This is a genomic window from Chitinophaga sp. SVR4-12A, from assembly GCF_056754765.1.
Map to the genome: position 1 here is coordinate 517,596 of NZ_JBPGWP010000001.1, position 14,107 is coordinate 531,702.

General features: G+C 49.0%; 18 protein-coding genes. 5 read left to right on the forward strand and 13 right to left on the reverse strand.

Annotation, left to right across the window (positions count from 1 at the left end; genetic code table 11):
• Nucleotides 1-110: 110 nt before the first annotated feature.
• The 3 genes from ribH to pdhA all read right to left on the reverse strand — a co-directional run bounded on the left by ribH (nucleotide 111) and on the right by pdhA (nucleotide 2,438).
• On the reverse strand, nucleotides 111-608 hold the full coding sequence (gene ribH, locus ACR9Y8_RS02065; RefSeq protein WP_481211561.1) for a 6,7-dimethyl-8-ribityllumazine synthase: 498 nt from the start codon (nucleotides 606-608) through the stop codon (nucleotides 111-113).
• Between the two features lie 6 nt (nucleotides 609-614).
• Nucleotides 615-1,316, reverse strand: a complete 702-nt coding sequence (locus tag ACR9Y8_RS02070) for a tetratricopeptide repeat protein (protein WP_481211562.1) — start codon at nucleotides 1,314-1,316, stop codon at nucleotides 615-617.
• 111 nt (nucleotides 1,317-1,427) lie between these two features.
• Nucleotides 1,428-2,438 (reverse strand): pyruvate dehydrogenase (acetyl-transferring) E1 component subunit alpha, encoded by a 1,011-nt coding sequence (gene pdhA, locus ACR9Y8_RS02075; protein ID WP_481211563.1) that lies wholly within the window; start codon nucleotides 2,436-2,438, stop codon nucleotides 1,428-1,430.
• 122 nt (nucleotides 2,439-2,560) lie between these two features.
• Between pdhA and recF the strand changes: the two genes are divergently transcribed.
• Together recF and ACR9Y8_RS02085 are read left to right on the forward strand one after the other, a co-directional pair.
• A complete protein-coding gene (gene recF, locus ACR9Y8_RS02080) occupies nucleotides 2,561-3,649 on the forward strand; it encodes a DNA replication/repair protein RecF (protein WP_481211564.1) in 1,089 nt (362 codons plus the stop codon).
• Nucleotides 3,650-3,667: 18 nt separating this feature from the next.
• Nucleotides 3,668-3,955, forward strand: a complete 288-nt coding sequence (locus ACR9Y8_RS02085) for a DciA family protein (RefSeq protein WP_481211565.1) — start codon at nucleotides 3,668-3,670, stop codon at nucleotides 3,953-3,955.
• Here the strand turns inward: ACR9Y8_RS02085 and ACR9Y8_RS02090 are convergent, their stop codons facing one another.
• The 8 genes from ACR9Y8_RS02090 to ACR9Y8_RS02125 form a co-directional block, all read right to left on the reverse strand.
• Nucleotides 3,956-4,483: a DUF4252 domain-containing protein gene (locus tag ACR9Y8_RS02090; RefSeq protein ID WP_481211566.1), complete on the reverse strand. Its 528-nt coding sequence runs from the start codon at nucleotides 4,481-4,483 to the stop codon at nucleotides 3,956-3,958. It abuts the gene before it with no gap.
• Nucleotides 4,480-5,004 (reverse strand): DUF4252 domain-containing protein, encoded by a 525-nt coding sequence (locus ACR9Y8_RS02095; protein WP_481211567.1) that lies wholly within the window; start codon nucleotides 5,002-5,004, stop codon nucleotides 4,480-4,482. Before ACR9Y8_RS02095 ends, ACR9Y8_RS02090 begins: the two co-directional genes overlap by 4 nt.
• A 107-nt stretch (nucleotides 5,005-5,111) precedes the next feature.
• Complete coding sequence (locus ACR9Y8_RS02100; protein ID WP_481211568.1) at nucleotides 5,112-5,600, reverse strand: hypothetical protein; 489 nt, start codon at nucleotides 5,598-5,600, stop codon at nucleotides 5,112-5,114.
• Nucleotides 5,587-6,105 (reverse strand): RNA polymerase sigma factor, encoded by a 519-nt coding sequence (locus ACR9Y8_RS02105; RefSeq protein ID WP_481211569.1) that lies wholly within the window; start codon nucleotides 6,103-6,105, stop codon nucleotides 5,587-5,589. Before ACR9Y8_RS02105 ends, ACR9Y8_RS02100 begins: the two co-directional genes overlap by 14 nt.
• Before the next feature lie 148 nt (nucleotides 6,106-6,253).
• On the reverse strand, nucleotides 6,254-6,505 hold the full coding sequence (locus ACR9Y8_RS02110; RefSeq protein ID WP_481211570.1) for a hypothetical protein: 252 nt from the start codon (nucleotides 6,503-6,505) through the stop codon (nucleotides 6,254-6,256).
• Nucleotides 6,506-6,785: 280 nt separating this feature from the next.
• Entirely contained in the window at nucleotides 6,786-7,835 is a 1,050-nt protein-coding gene (locus ACR9Y8_RS02115) for an ABC transporter permease (protein WP_481211571.1), read from the reverse strand.
• Between the two features lies 1 nt (nucleotide 7,836).
• Entirely contained in the window at nucleotides 7,837-8,925 is a 1,089-nt protein-coding gene (locus ACR9Y8_RS02120; RefSeq protein ID WP_481211572.1) for a BT_3928 family protein, read from the reverse strand.
• Nucleotides 8,926-9,052: 127 nt separating this feature from the next.
• Nucleotides 9,053-9,601 carry a DUF1599 domain-containing protein gene (locus tag ACR9Y8_RS02125; protein ID WP_481211573.1) on the reverse strand — a complete coding sequence of 183 codons (549 nt, stop codon included), beginning with the start codon at nucleotides 9,599-9,601 and terminating at the stop codon, nucleotides 9,053-9,055.
• A gap of 58 nt (nucleotides 9,602-9,659) precedes the next feature.
• On the opposite strand from ACR9Y8_RS02125, the gene folP reads away from it, so the two are divergent.
• Both folP and ACR9Y8_RS02135 read left to right on the forward strand, forming a co-directional pair.
• Entirely contained in the window at nucleotides 9,660-10,502 is an 843-nt protein-coding gene (folP, locus tag ACR9Y8_RS02130) for a dihydropteroate synthase (RefSeq protein WP_481211574.1), read from the forward strand.
• 52 nt (nucleotides 10,503-10,554) lie between these two features.
• On the forward strand, nucleotides 10,555-11,364 hold the full coding sequence (locus ACR9Y8_RS02135; protein WP_481211575.1) for a diadenylate cyclase: 810 nt from the start codon (nucleotides 10,555-10,557) through the stop codon (nucleotides 11,362-11,364).
• A gap of 99 nt (nucleotides 11,365-11,463) precedes the next feature.
• On the opposite strand, the gene ACR9Y8_RS02140 is transcribed toward ACR9Y8_RS02135, so the two are convergent.
• A complete protein-coding gene (locus tag ACR9Y8_RS02140; RefSeq protein WP_481211576.1) occupies nucleotides 11,464-12,333 on the reverse strand; it encodes an FKBP-type peptidyl-prolyl cis-trans isomerase in 870 nt (289 codons plus the stop codon).
• Between the two features lie 33 nt (nucleotides 12,334-12,366).
• Nucleotides 12,367-13,371, reverse strand: coding sequence for a DHH family phosphoesterase (locus ACR9Y8_RS02145; RefSeq protein ID WP_481211577.1), 1,005 nt, complete (start codon nucleotides 13,369-13,371; stop codon nucleotides 12,367-12,369).
• A gap of 249 nt (nucleotides 13,372-13,620) precedes the next feature.
• Between ACR9Y8_RS02145 and ACR9Y8_RS02150 the strand changes: the two genes are divergently transcribed.
• Nucleotides 13,621-14,037 (forward strand): nucleoside-diphosphate kinase, encoded by a 417-nt coding sequence (locus ACR9Y8_RS02150; protein WP_481211578.1) that lies wholly within the window; start codon nucleotides 13,621-13,623, stop codon nucleotides 14,035-14,037.
• Nucleotides 14,038-14,107 lie beyond the last annotated feature (70 nt).

Sequence of the window (14,107 nt, forward strand, 5' to 3'; positions counted from 1 at the left end):
GCAAGCCATCAGCTGCAAGCTGCAAGCAATTGCCCTTAAATATAAGTTTCAACAGATAGTAACAATACACAGCCTATAGCTTGTAGCTTGAAGCTTATCGCTTGTAGCTATTATTTTCCCAGCTCCCGCTGAAAAGCGATCATCTTGAGTGCGGTGATCGCAGCTTCCTCGCCTTTATGGCCATGAGGGCCGCCCAGGCGATCTGTGGCCTGCTGCATATTATCTACGGTCAATATACCAAATATAACAGGTACGGGCAGTTCGAGGTTCAGTTGTGTAATGCCTGTAGTAACTGCATCACATACATAATCGAAATGCGGCGTTTCGCCACGCACTACGCATCCGAATGCAATAATCGCGCCCGGTTGATTGCCGGTGCCTTTGGTGGCTTCCCAGTACTGCTTACAGGCAAAAGGCAATTCAAAAGCGCCGGGTACCTGGTGTTTAGTGACGCGGGAGATTTTATACCGTTCCAGTGTACGTTCGCAACCGGCTACCAGCTCATTGGTAACAGCGTCGTTCCATTCGGTATATATCATAACAACACTGGCATCCTCTAAATGGAGAATGCCAGCATCATTCAATAACGTTTGGTTATGTATTGACATAAGTATTTATTCCCTTACTTCTCCCAACCTGGCCAGGTACTTGTCCATTTCGCGACCTTCGTTGGTTTGAGGATATTTTTCTTTGATTTCTTTGTAGATAGCGATGGCATCCTGTGCTTTGCCAGCTTTTTCCAGGGCCAGGCCTGCACGGAACAGGTACATGGGGGCAGTCAGCTCGTTATCGCTGTAGTGACCAGCCTTTTTATAGTACTCGATACCCTCATCTGTTTTGTTCAGCTCCATATAAGCGTCGCCGGTCAGACCATAAGCGTAGGCCTGTACCAGTTTATCGTTAGCGCTGAAATCTTTCAGCAGGTCTATACCTTTCTGGAACTCGCCCAGCCTGATATAGCTCACGCCGGCACTGTATTTGGCCAGGTTGCCGGCTTTGGTGCCGCCGTATTTATTGATCACCTGTATAAATCCGTAATTGTTACCGTCGCCATTCAGCGCCAGTTTAAAAGAGTCTGCTGCAAAGTACTGCTGCGCATGGAATACCATTTCCTGCGCCTTCCTTTCATTGGGGGCCTTGATGAAACGGTTATAGGCGAAGAAGCCGCCTACTATCACCACCACTGCCAGCAGGGCAATGTTGATCACTTTTTTATTCTTGTTATAGAGGTCCTCTGCCTTGTGCAAAGAGCCTTGCAGATCGAAGTCCTGCTGCGTTGTTTCTGGTGTAGCGGCTTTATTTTTGGTTTCTGCCATTTTTTAGTTTGTTATCAGTTTTTACTCATAGGTAATTTGTAAAGCTATTAGCTGTTAGCTATTAGCATTTAGCAGCTAACGGCTAACAGCTTGTAGCTAATAGCTTCAATATTAGTCCACGATGAATGGATAATCCTGCTGTACGTAAACGTCCTTCAACAGTTCATCATCGGCCGGCCAGGGAGATTCTTCTGCGAACTTCACACATTCTTCTACTTCATTCTTTACCTTCTCGTTGATCGCTTCGATTTCTGCGTCAGTAGCCCATTTATTCTTCTGGATGGTCTTCAGCACCTGGGTGATGGGATCCTTCTCCTTATAATCTTCTACTTCTTCTTTGGTGCGGTACTTGGCGGGATCGCTCATGGAGTGGCCGCGGTAACGGTAAGTCTTGATCTCTACCAGGGTAGGGCCATTGCCTTCACGGGCGCGTTTCACCGCCCTTTCAAGGCCTTCCGCCACTACTTCGCAGCTCATACCGTCGATAGAATCGCTCGGCATATCGTAAGCGTCTGCCAGTTTATATATATCCAATACGTTGGAAGTACGTTCTACGGAAGTACCCATGGCGTACATGTTGTTCTCGCAGATGAAGATCACCGGCAGTTTCCACAGCATCGCCATGTTGAAGGTTTCGTGCAGGATACCCTGACGGGCAGCGCCATCGCCGAAGAAACACAGTACTACGTTATCAGTGCCCTGGTATTGCTCGGCAAAAGCCAGGCCTGCACCGGTACCGATCTGGGCGCCCACAATGCCGTGACCACCGAAAAAGCCTTTCTCCTTGGAGAAGAAGTGCATACTGCCACCCTTACCTTTAGAACAACCGGTAGCCTTGCCATACAGTTCTGCCATACATTCATTGGCAGTCAGACCCTTTGCGATCGCCAGTGCGTGGTCGCGGTAAGCTGTGATGAATTTATCTTCAGGCTTGGTAGCAGTCATAGCGCCTGCTGCGATTGCTTCCTGCCCGATATACAGGTGGCAAAAACCGCGGATCTTCTGCATACCATAAAGCTGTCCGGCCTTTTCTTCAAAGCGGCGCAGCAAGAGCATCAATTCATACCAGTACAAGTACGTTTCCTTAGTGAATTTCGTCTTCGCTTCTGTTTTAGTAGCCACTATTTCTAAATTTGTCCGCAAATATAACAGGAAAATCCTAAAAACTAAATAACTGTAACAAATCCCTGTAAATTTGTGGTTTACAATTATAAATTACAATTTATCAATAATTAATTCCCTTTTTGTTATCTGTTACTGACATAGCGCTTACCCAGTTCAAGAACTACACGCACCGGGCCTACCGTTTCGGCAAGCGCATTATCGGCATTACCGGCCGCAACGGCAGCGGCAAGACCAACCTCCTGGACGCCATTTACTATCTGTGCTTCACCAAAAGCTATTTCAGTAGTAATGAGGGACAGAACACCCAGTACCATACCAATGGCTTCCGCCTGGAAGGGCAGCTGCAAAGGGATGGTCAGCTTAACCGGGTGGTCTGTACCCTGAAAGATGGGAAAAAGGAGATCTCCCTGAACGGGGAAGCCTACGAGCGCTTCTCCCAGCACATTGGCCGCTTCCCGGCCGTGATCATTGCCCCTGACGATGCCGAGATCATCCTCGGCGGCAGCGAAGAGCGCCGCAAATGGCTGGATGGCCTTCTCTCCCAGCTCTACCCCGGCTACCTGGAGCACCTTATCACCTATAATAAGGTATTGCAGCAACGGAACAGCCTGCTGAAGACCATTGCCGTTCAGGGCGCCGGCCAGGATGCCCTGCTCGATATTTTTGACCAGCAGCTGGTACAGCACGGCGTGCCCGTATTCGAGAAACGCCGGGAATTTTTACCTGCTTTCATACAACATGTACAGCAGCTGTACGATTACCTGGCCGGGAAACACGAGGTGGTGAACATCCAGTACCAGTGCGGACTGCTGGAACAACCGCTGGCACAGCTCCTTAGGGCTAACCGCCATAAGGATATGCTGCTGCAGCGTACCAGCGGAGGTATCCACCGCGATGATCTGCTTTTTCTGCTGGATGGTCATCCTATGAAGTCCAGCGCTTCCCAGGGGCAACGAAAGAGCTTTCTCTTTGCCCTTAAACTGGCGCAATATGAAGTGATCAGGCAACAGAAACAGTTCCCTCCCCTGCTCCTGCTCGACGACGTATTTGAGAAGCTGGACCAGGAAAGGGTATCGCGGTTGATCCAGCTGGTCAGCAGCCCTGATTACGGACAGGTATTTATTACGGATACGCATGCCTCCCGCTTACAGGAAGCGTTCAAAAATAACGCAGCAAATTTTCAATTGATCGAGATGGAGTTGCAGTAAATCTCCTACCTTTGGCCCATGCGCCATGGAATCAGTTCAATAGGAGATGCACTCCGGGAATATATGAATAAGAGCCGCCTGAAGCCGCGGATGATGGAAGTACGTATCCAGGAAAATTGGGAGCAGCTGATGGGAAAGACCATCGCCAGGTATACGGAAAGCATCCAGTTGATAGATGCAAAACTGATCATCACTACCAATGTGGCGCCACTGAAACAGGAGCTGAACTACGCTAAAGACAAGATCATAAAGCTGGTGAATGAAATGCTGGGAGAACCGGCAGTACGGGAAGTGATCATTAAGTAATTACTGCGCAGCTTTTTCATTCTTCGCGACGGAACGGTCTATAAGGTCCTGTATATCGCTCATCAGCATACTGGTATGGAAATGCAGCATCACCAGTTCCTTTTCTTCTTTGATCAACATCACTACATTGCCCAGTTCATCTCCCTTTCCTTTATTCAGCATATAAACAGAGCTGGTCTTATCACGCACTTCCAGCAAGGGCTCCAGGCCTGATTTGCGGATCAGTGTTTGCTGTAGCCGGCGCACATCCTTACTATCGATCGTCTCGCTATCTTCTGCGCTGATCACATATAATTTCATGCTGCTTACCTTGCGGAGCATACGTTTTATAATAGCGCCATCTTCATTGTCAAAAGCGCTGGCAGGGATAAAATTGCCGCCGATCTTTATCAGGAAACCCAGTCCCATCCTGAAAGTGGTGGCCTTATCATAGTATTCGCGCTGGAAGGACTTCAGGTATTTTTGCTGGCATAGTGCGGGTATGGCGCCTAAGAGCAGGAAGGAAGAGAGGAGGATACAACGTTTCATTGTTTGTCGTTTTTCTTGAGTTTTTTGAGATTATCCATTCCCTGGATGTTCATGTTGCTGGCGATCTGTGAGATCTCATTCAGATCGATATCGCCAACCAGGCTCATAGCTACAAATTCTTTGTTGCCACCAACCAGCATGATCAGCTCAGAGATATTACCTTTGGCATTTTCCTTTACCAGGAATTTGAGGTCATTCTCTTTATCTCTCACGGTCATCAGCTCCTCAAAATCTTTGGTCAGAAATGCAGCGGCTTCTTTATACAGTTTGCTGCCGTCTGTTGCATCTTCCTTGGCCAGGATACGCAGGCCTTTGAGCTTCTTTACAACAGACATGAACTGCTGCCCTTCACCGGTATTGATATCCAGCTTACTGAACATACTGAACATCTTGGGTGTAACGCTTACAAGGGTGAAAGAACGGTCGTCCTCATACTTTTCAAAGAAACGGTCTATTACGCTTTGTGCAGATAATTGCTGAGTGGCCATCGCCAGCATCAGCATGAATGTTAGCTTTTTCATCTTTCTGATTTTGAGCTGCTGGCTACAAGCCGTTGCAGCGTATGTTTATTTAGGTTTTAAAATGAGCCTTGTACAAAAAGAGCCAGCATACCACTTGAAGCTTGCAGCTAGTAGCTTACCGCTTTTACCTTATCGGTTGCCTCATTGAAGTAGCTGAGCTTTTCCATCTGTTCAGTGCCTTTGTTCAGGTTCCTGGCCAGCAGCTGCAATGCTTTCTGTGTTTCTTTGTAGGCCTGTTCAGGATCCTTATAGGTATCCTCTCCAAAATCCGCTACAATGAGCTGATCATGCTTGACCCGCTGCTGCTGTATGCTGTAGCCGATGCCTGCCATGATCAGCAGCACGGCGGCATATTTCATCCAATGCTGCCAGGGCCGGGCCTTACTGATGGGCACTACCCGTGCTTCCGGTGCTGCTGGCAGCTCACGGTCAATTTCCACCTGATAGTAGCGGAACAGCGGCGCCGCTTCACGCAGGTCTTCCGGCAGTGCATGCTGATGCGTTACAAAAAACTCACGCAGCTGCGCCTCTTCTTCCAGGGATGTTGCTGCTTCCCAATATTTCTCCAGCAGCGCTCTTATTTTATTGTAATCCATATACATGCAGATTTTGTAATTGCTCCCGCACTGATTTCCTGGCGCGGTGCAGGTTAATTTTTACTTCGCTCAGCGTCAGTTCCAGGATGTCGCAAATCTCCTGGTAGGAAAAGCCGTCCATATCCCGCAATTGGATAATGGTGCGGTACTTTTCGGGGAGGGCGTTGATAATGCCGTGCACCCGGCCCATGACATCCTGCTGCTCAGCCGCCAGGTGCGGACTTTGCTGGTGAACGGCGTGTACCTCCCCTGCCCTGTCAAGTCCCTCGGTATTCCGGTATTTCTTCGATTTCAGCCGGTCCAGCGCCAGGTTGCGCACAATGCGCATACACCAGGCCTCCATATTTTGCAGCTCCGGCATGCGCTCCTGCTGATTCCATACCTTCAGCAGCGCATCCTGGATGATGTCTTTGGCATCCTCTTCATTGTTCAACAGGCGGAAAGCAAAGCGAAAAAGCTTTGGCCTGATGGGAAGTACCTGGGAATGAAACAGTTCTAAAGACATAACAATGATGAGTGCCGTTTTATATAAGGAAGACGACCAGTGAAAACCTTTGTTACAAGAAAATTAAAAAAAATCCTGTCCCGGGACTAAACCGGAACAGGAACTCAACCATAGTTAATCAGGGGGAGACTAAAACAGTGTTTAGCAATTATCTCAGCCACAGTATTTTACCGCCCTTATACTCCTGATAAGTACCGGTAGATGCGTTATAGGTGTATGTGCAGGTGCTGAAATGCGCCCACTCGCATACGAAGTCATAATTTTCCACGCCCGCGGGATAGAAATTGCCATCGCTGGCCTTGTAGTACAACGTAGGGGTTGCCTGGGAGTTCGCAGCTACCGCGCCGCCAATACCTGCAGTAATGGCTACCGCCATCAGAAGGGTTCTCATTTTTTTCATGGGTGTTACTGTTTACGGGTTTTTATGAATAAAGGGTTTCAGATGCTGCTTGCTTTGTGTCGGCTTTAAATATGGTTCTTCGGATCGTTCTTTACGAATATAAGGGAAAGCGGCCAATAAAAAAAGCGGGCCCGCTTACACCCTATCAGCAGAGGGAAAGAATCAGCGGAGCCCGCACCGGTTCATAACATGTTATAAACGGTTCAAATTTAAAGGAACGGGAAGCGCTGTTTTGCTACTTTTTTATCTGATGTTGGTACTCATCGGATGATTCAGGGACTTACAACCTGATCCGGGGGTCTACAATGCTGTATAATATATCTGCCAGGAGGTTAATGATCACGAAGATGCCGGCCGTGAACAATACGGCGCCCATCAATACGGGGAAATCAAACTTTTCCAGTGCGTCTACCGTCACCTTGCCAATCCCCTTCCAGCCAAAGATATACTCCGTAAAAAATGCTCCTGCCAGCAGCTCTGCAAACCAACCGGTAATGGCGGTGATCACCGGGTTCAGCGCATTGCGCAGCGCATGTTTCCAGATCACTGCCCGCTGGCCCAGGCCTTTGGCGTAAGCGGTGCGGATATAGTCCTGGTTCAGTACATCCAGCATGGCGCTGCGGGTCAGCTGCACAATGATGGCCAGGGGGCGGATGCCCAGGGTGATAGCCGGCAGCACCAGGTTACGCAGGTTCAGTATACGGCCGGCAAAGGGATCTACATCAAACAGGCTGCCGGTCATATGCAGGCCCGTATAGCTGCTCAGCACAAAACCAAAGAGGTAGGCCAGCACAATGCCGGTAAAGAAAGAAGGCGCCGATATGCCCAGCACACTCGCAAATACCGCGCTGGTATCCATCCAGGTGTGCTGTTTTACGGCGGAGAGAACGCCCAGGGCGATGCCTGCGACCGTGGCGAACAGCATGGCCGCTACCGCCAGCAGTAAAGTGCCCGGCAGGGCCTCGGTGAGTATTTCCCACACGTCTTTTTTGCCCTGGTAGGAACGCCGCAGGTAAGGTGTTTTCAACACCAGTATTTTGGCATCTGACAGATGCATGACCTTCACATAGCGCAGCTTTTCGCGGGCTTCCTGTTCGGTATGCACCGCTATGGGAGAAAGATCATTCAGGTACAGCAGGAACTGCATGGGCAAAGGCTGATCCAGGTGCAGTTCCCGCCGCACATTTTCGAGGGAGGCTACGTCTGCCCGCTGTCCCAGTGTAAGGCGGGCAGGATCGCCGGGCAATACGTTGAACAACAGGAACACCAGCACTACTACGCCGAGCAGTACTAAGAATCCGTAGCCTGTTTTCCTCAGTAAAAAATGCATGTCAGGGTATATCGTTATAATGCCATTTTCCCTTGATGGTTCCCTGCTCCACCAGTATCAGGCAGGGATTGCTGCGGCCGGCCGTTTTAATAGCAGTGCCGTCCATCTGCACAAAAGGGAACTGCAGGCCGTGTTGCGCCTTGAAAGCATCCACCGCTTCTTTGCCGGAGGCGGTAACGCCATAGATGTATATCTCACCTTTCTGCTCCCGCTGCTGCAGCGCCTTCATCTTATCATCCCACCCCTTGCCTGCTTTGGTGGTGTTCAGCACCAGGAAGAGGTATACGGGCTTGGTTTCCGTCAGGATGGACTGCGTGAGATTGGCCCCGTCAAAATCAGTCAGGATGAAATCCTTAATAGCTGGCTCCGCGTTGCCTTTCTTCACCAGTTTATCCTTACGGTCTACAAACACCCAGGTGCTGTCAGACCAGGGATAGTTCTCCATGGTAAACTCTTTGCGCTCGCCGTTCTTCTCATATACCAGCATGGTCTCATACACATCCGGCTGTGCGCCGGGCGGCAGCTTCATTTTCTCCGGGATATTGTTGCCTACCTTGTAAGCCAGGCAATCCACAAAAGGCAGGTGATTTAACGTATACCACTGTACGCCGGCTGCAAACACCAGGGCAATCACCATGATGATGTTGTTAGCCATATTACGGAACAGCGGCTGTATACGGTTACGGTAAAAGAAGATCACCAGGATCATCACCAGCAGCACTACGTCTTTATAGAAAGTGCCTTCCGCGCTTAGCTTGATACAGTCGCCAAAGCAACCGCATTCCTTGATGGTGCCGCTGAACAGCGCATACGCAGTCAGGAAGGTGAAGAAACAGATCAGCAGCAGCAGCAGGAATGAGAAGACCCGCATTCGGTAGCCGATCAGCACTGCCACACCGGCTACGATCTCGAATATATTCATGATCACGGAGAACGCGAGTGAATAGGGCGAAAGGAAAGTAAGGTGAAGCACCTCAAAGAACTCATCCATCTTGTAACTGAGCCCTAAAGGATCATTGGCCTTGATAAGGCCGGAAAAGATGAAGAGAACGCCTACCAGTATTCTAAATAGGTTCAGGATAATTTTCATGGTCCAATAATGATAATAGGGTTGAAATTAATTAATAATGAATAATTAATAGTGAATAATCGTAGGAATGGTATCAGGCTTGATAACTGTATTGCCGTATTATTAATTATTCACTATTAATTATTAATTAACAGCCTTCCTCAATTTTGATGAGCGCAAACAAGGCATAATTAATGATATCTACATAGTTGGCGTCAATGCCTTCAGAGATCAGGGTCTTACCGTCGTTGCGCAGGATCTGCTTGATGCGCAGCAGCTTGGTGAGGATAAGATCAACGAATGATTCCTGGCTCATATCCCGCCAGGCTTCTCCGTAGTCATGATTTTTATCTTCCATGACCTGCTGTACAAATTTGATCTGCTCATCATAACGGCGGGATACTTCTTCTACGGGCAGGTCCTGGTAAGGGTTGCTGTTATCTTTCTGGCCCAGCTGTATCAGGCCGATCACGCCATAGTTCACAATACCGCGGAACTCTCCGTCTATATGATCGTCCACTTTTTGCGTGCCCAGCTCCTGGATGGTGCGGATCCGCTGCGCCTTAATAAAGATCTGGTCTGTAACCGACATCGGCCTTAGCACACGCCAGGAAGTGCCATAATCCCTGGTCTTTTTGATAAAGATATCCTTACATGCTGCTATGGCCCGCTGGTACTGCTCGTTGGTTTTATTCATGATCGTTATTAAGGCAATAAATTTTAATTTGCAGGGCAAAATAAAGAAAAATGTGGGAATGAAATTAACGCCATATACCATTAACTGCCGCGGCAAACTGCTGGACCTTTCCACACCCGTGATCATGGGCATCATCAATATCACGGATGATTCTTTCTACGCGGCCAGCCGCAGCAAGCACCTGCATCATGTACTGGAGCAGGCGGAACGCCACCTGGCCGAAGGAGCCGGCATCCTGGACCTGGGCGCGCAAAGTACCAGGCCCGGCGCTGCCACGGTAGGTGAACAGGAAGAGACCGACCGTTTGCTGCCCGCCATACATGCAATTATTAACCAGTTTCCCGGAGCGGTGATCTCTGTTGATACCTGGTATGCCGGCGTGGCAGAAAGGGCCGTACAGGCAGGCGCAGCCATCATTAACGACATCAGTGCCGGCGAAATGGATCCCGGCATGCTGGCTACCGCCGGCCGCCTGCAGGTACCCTACATTGCCATGCACATGAAAGGCACGCCCCTTACCATGCAAAAAGACCCGCAATATGATAACGTCGTGCAGGAAGTGCTTGATTATTTCATTAAAAAGCTTGGACAATGCCGGGCCGCCGGTATTGATGACGTGATCATAGACCCCGGTTTCGGTTTTGGCAAAACCATGGCCCACAACTATACCCTGCTGCGGCACCTGCAACTGTTCGAGGTGCTGGAATGTCCCCTGCTGACAGGCGTATCCCGTAAATCCATGATCTACCGCCTCCTGGGCACCACACCGGAAGAAGCGCTTAACGGTACCACGGTGATCCATACACTGGCCTTACAGCAAGGCGTTCACCTGCTCCGCGTACATGACGTGAAACCCGCCGCAGAGGCGGTCAGGATATGGCAGTATATCAGCAACAGCTGAGGAATAAACGGATTTTCGGTTCATATAGCAATCATTTCCTATTTTTACGGCTATGGATATGTTTCAATTTTACGGTAATAGGTTTAACTGGCTGAATATACTGGACCTGCTCATTGTTGTTTTCCTGGTCATACAATTATACAGGCTCCTGAAGGGCAGCCTGGCCTTCAACATCTTTGTGGGACTGCTCATGGTATGGCTGGCCTACTTTATTGTACAGGCCCTGGGTATGCCCATACTGACCAATATTCTGCAGAACTTCATTAATGTAGGCATCATTGCCATCATCATCATATTCCAGCCGGAGATACGCAAATTCCTGCTGGTGCTGGGTAAAAAAACACCGCTTAGCAAAGACAGCTTTTTCACCAAGCTGTTTATGCCGGATAAGTTTAAAAGCTATCGCGAAGAGGAAAATATCATCAACGAAGTAGTTACCGCCGTGGCACACCTTTCTGCCAGGCACACCGGGGCCCTCATTGTGCTGGCTACTACGCACAGGGTGAAATTTGATACCGCCAGCAGCATCTCGCTGGACTGTAACATCAGCGCTAAATTAATTGAGAGCATTTTTGCGAAAGGCAGTCCGCTGCACGACGGAGCCCTCATCATTGTAGGTAACCGGATCCTGGCCGCCAAAGTGATCCTGCCGGTTTCCGATAATCCTAACCTGCCTACCCGCATTGGCCTGCGCCACCGCTCTGCTGTGGGTATTACAGAGCATAGCGATAACCTGGCCATCGTAGTATCTGAAGAAAGGGCCGCTATTTCTTACGCGCAGGATGGTAAGCTGGTGCAGGATGTTTCGCTGGAAGAGCTGAAGATCAAGATGTACGAAGTGCTGGTGGATGGTGAAGTGTAGGAAGAAATTCCAAAAAGAAAATCCCAAATTCCAGAAGATCTTCGCGGATGTCTCCGCTCTTTGGAATTTGGGATTTGTTATTTGAAACTGCGTCAGCTATTACTTAGCGGGAGCAGGTGCAGGTGCAGCAGGAGCTTTACCTGGTTTAACATCTACCAGTTGTACGTCGAATACCAGTACAGAGTTGCCGGGGATAGCCGGGGGACTGCCCTGTAAGCCGTAAGCCAGTGCAGAAGGAATTACCAGTGTAGCTTTGGAACCTTTGTTCAGCGCGCTGATACCGGCGTCCCATCCTTTGATCACAAAACCCTGGCCGATAGGGAACTTAATGGGTTCCAGCGGCATGCCGGGCCTCATGGTAGAATCCAGGCTGGAATCGAAGGTTTTGCCGTTCAGCAGTTTGCCGGTGTAGTGTACAAATACAGTATCACCTGCATGCGGCTTGTCGCCTGAACCGCTCTGGCTTACTGCAACATATACGCCTTCCGCTGTTTTATTTGCATTCAGCTTGTTCTTATCCAGGTATTCTTTGATTTCTTTTTCGTCTTTGGCAGTCTGCTGGCTCGCAGAATATTTGCTTTCAACGGCAAAGGTTACCTTGATCTTGTCGCCTTTTTTACCAAACGGCGGACGAGGCTCAGGCAATGAATCCCAGGGAATAACGAAAGTAGCGCTGTCACCCTCTTTCAGCAGGGCCAGGCCTTCCATCAGATCGTACTTGTTCACTGATTTCTGGATCAGCACCGGTACGGGAGCGCCCACCAGTTTGCGGGACTCTGCCAGAACGGAATCGTTCAAACGCTGAGTAATGTTCATCAGCACCGTATCGCCCAGCTTAAGCTGCGCACCGCTGCCCGATTTGTGTACGGTGTATTCCACACCATTGGGTGTTTTCTTGACACCGCCGGTACCGCAGCTGGCCATGAACACGCCTAAAGCTGCTACAAGTAACTGATTGTTTCTTTTCATCTCTGAGTATTATACGTATTAATAGGTAAAAAGCTATTGTAACAAATCCTCGTTCTCTTCTACTGCTTTTATAAAACGCTGTACGGTCTTTTCAAGCGTGTCCGAGCTTCTGCCGCCGGCGGCGTTGAAATGGCCTCCGCCTTCAAAATATTTACGGGCAAAGGTATTCACGTCAAAATCGCCTTTGGAGCGGAAAGATAGTTTTATTTCTTCTCTTCTGTCTATGATCAGGGCAGCCATCTTGATACCCTGTATTGACAGCAGAAAGTTCACGAGGCCCTCTGTATCTCCGGTCTGCAGGTCAAAGCGCTTAAGGTCGGCATAGGGTATCGCCATCATGGCGGTATTGTATTCATAGAATACTTCCATGCGGTGCAACAGGCTGTGGCCAATAAAACGGAGGCGGTTTTCCAGGAAATTATCGTAAATGGCCTGGTGGATCAGCTCATGTTTCAAACCACGGTCGAGCAGGTCTGCTACCATACGGTGTACCCTGGCCGAAGTAGAAGCGAACCGGAAAGATCCGGTGTCTGTCATGGTACCCGCATAAATACATTGTGCTATCTCGGTAGTAATATACTGCTCTTCTCCCAATTTATAAAGCGTTTCGTAAACCAGCTGGGCGGTAGAGGATGCCGCCGTATCGCTGACGCCGTAATCGAATGCCGGCTGAGGCTCTAAATGATGGTCTATCAGTATTTTAGTGCATTTCAGCTGCTCGAGGTAAGGCGCCATGGTCTTGGTGCGGTACAATGCATTGAAATCCAGGCAAAACAGCAAGTCAATGCCTTCCAGGGCGCTCATGGCTTTGTCTTGCATGGACTCAAAGTCCAGGACCCCCTCGGCCCCGGGCATCCATTTCAGGAAATCCGGGAAATTAGTAGGAGATATAACGGTTACTTCGTGTCCCTTCTGGCGCAGGTAATGGTACATCGCCAATGAAGAGCCCATAGCATCTGCATCTGGTTTCTGATGCATTGTGACCACCACCTTCTTAGGGCTTTCCAGCAAAGGCTTGATTTCTTCGATCGGCTTCATACCAAGATTAAGCGGATGTTAAAATATTGTTATGTGTCAACTAAAAACGAAGTGCGAAGTTCTTTATAAAATTCCAAATTCCAAATTCCAAGTTCCAAAAAACCGGCTTGGAGGCTGCCGACAGGAAATTAGAACCCAGGATTTGGAATTTAGGATTTGGAATTTGAACTTTGGGCCCCAATAAGGATTCAGGATATTCATCCTTGCCGTTTGGAATTTGGAATTTAAACTTTGGAACTTAAAAAATATATGGGCAACAGAACTTTTACGATGATCAAGCCTGATGCAGTAGCAAACGGGCATATTGGCGCAATACTGGAAAAAATAAACGCCGCCGGCTTCCGTATTGTAGCACTCAAAATGACCAGGTTATCTGCTGAGAAAGCAGGCGAATTTTATGCGGTGCATAAAGAAAGGCCTTTCTACGGCGAACTGGTTGAATTCATGAGCAGCGGTCATATTGTTGCTGCCATCCTGGAAAAAGCCAATGCAGTGGAAGATTTCCGCAAGCTCATCGGTGCTACCAACCCGGCTAACGCCGAAGCAGGCACTATCCGTAAGCTCTATGCAGAATCAGTAGGCCGTAACGCCGTTCACGGTTCCGATTCTGACGAGAATGCTGAGATCGAAGGCAGCTTCTTCTTCAGCGGCCTGGAGAAATTCTAAGGAACGAATAGACTGTTATTTATAAGCGAACGAGGCCGTCTCAACAGTGAGACGGCCTCGTTCTTTTTGA

Coding starts and splice junctions, on each gene's coding strand:
- ACR9Y8_RS02145 (WP_481211577.1), bottom strand. CDS start 13,371: ATGAAGCCGATCGAAGAAATCAAGCCTTTGCTGGAAAGCCCTAAGAAG.
- ACR9Y8_RS02095 (WP_481211567.1), bottom strand. CDS start 5,004: ATGAAAAAGCTAACATTCATGCTGATGCTGGCGATGGCCACTCAGCAA.
- ACR9Y8_RS02135 (WP_481211575.1), top strand. CDS start 10,555: ATGGATATGTTTCAATTTTACGGTAATAGGTTTAACTGGCTGAATATA.
- ACR9Y8_RS02125 (WP_481211573.1), bottom strand. CDS start 9,601: ATGAATAAAACCAACGAGCAGTACCAGCGGGCCATAGCAGCATGTAAG.
- ACR9Y8_RS02070 (WP_481211562.1), bottom strand. CDS start 1,316: ATGGCAGAAACCAAAAATAAAGCCGCTACACCAGAAACAACGCAGCAG.
- ACR9Y8_RS02150 (WP_481211578.1), top strand. CDS start 13,621: ATGGGCAACAGAACTTTTACGATGATCAAGCCTGATGCAGTAGCAAAC.
- ACR9Y8_RS02105 (WP_481211569.1), bottom strand. CDS start 6,105: ATGTCTTTAGAACTGTTTCATTCCCAGGTACTTCCCATCAGGCCAAAG.
- ACR9Y8_RS02090 (WP_481211566.1), bottom strand. CDS start 4,483: ATGAAACGTTGTATCCTCCTCTCTTCCTTCCTGCTCTTAGGCGCCATA.
- ACR9Y8_RS02110 (WP_481211570.1), bottom strand. CDS start 6,505: ATGAAAAAAATGAGAACCCTTCTGATGGCGGTAGCCATTACTGCAGGT.
- ACR9Y8_RS02100 (WP_481211568.1), bottom strand. CDS start 5,600: ATGGATTACAATAAAATAAGAGCGCTGCTGGAGAAATATTGGGAAGCA.
- folP (WP_481211574.1), top strand. CDS start 9,660: ATGAAATTAACGCCATATACCATTAACTGCCGCGGCAAACTGCTGGAC.
- ACR9Y8_RS02120 (WP_481211572.1), bottom strand. CDS start 8,925: ATGAAAATTATCCTGAACCTATTTAGAATACTGGTAGGCGTTCTCTTC.
- ACR9Y8_RS02115 (WP_481211571.1), bottom strand. CDS start 7,835: ATGCATTTTTTACTGAGGAAAACAGGCTACGGATTCTTAGTACTGCTC.
- ribH (WP_481211561.1), bottom strand. CDS start 608: ATGTCAATACATAACCAAACGTTATTGAATGATGCTGGCATTCTCCAT.
- ACR9Y8_RS02085 (WP_481211565.1), top strand. CDS start 3,668: ATGCGCCATGGAATCAGTTCAATAGGAGATGCACTCCGGGAATATATG.
- ACR9Y8_RS02140 (WP_481211576.1), bottom strand. CDS start 12,333: ATGAAAAGAAACAATCAGTTACTTGTAGCAGCTTTAGGCGTGTTCATG.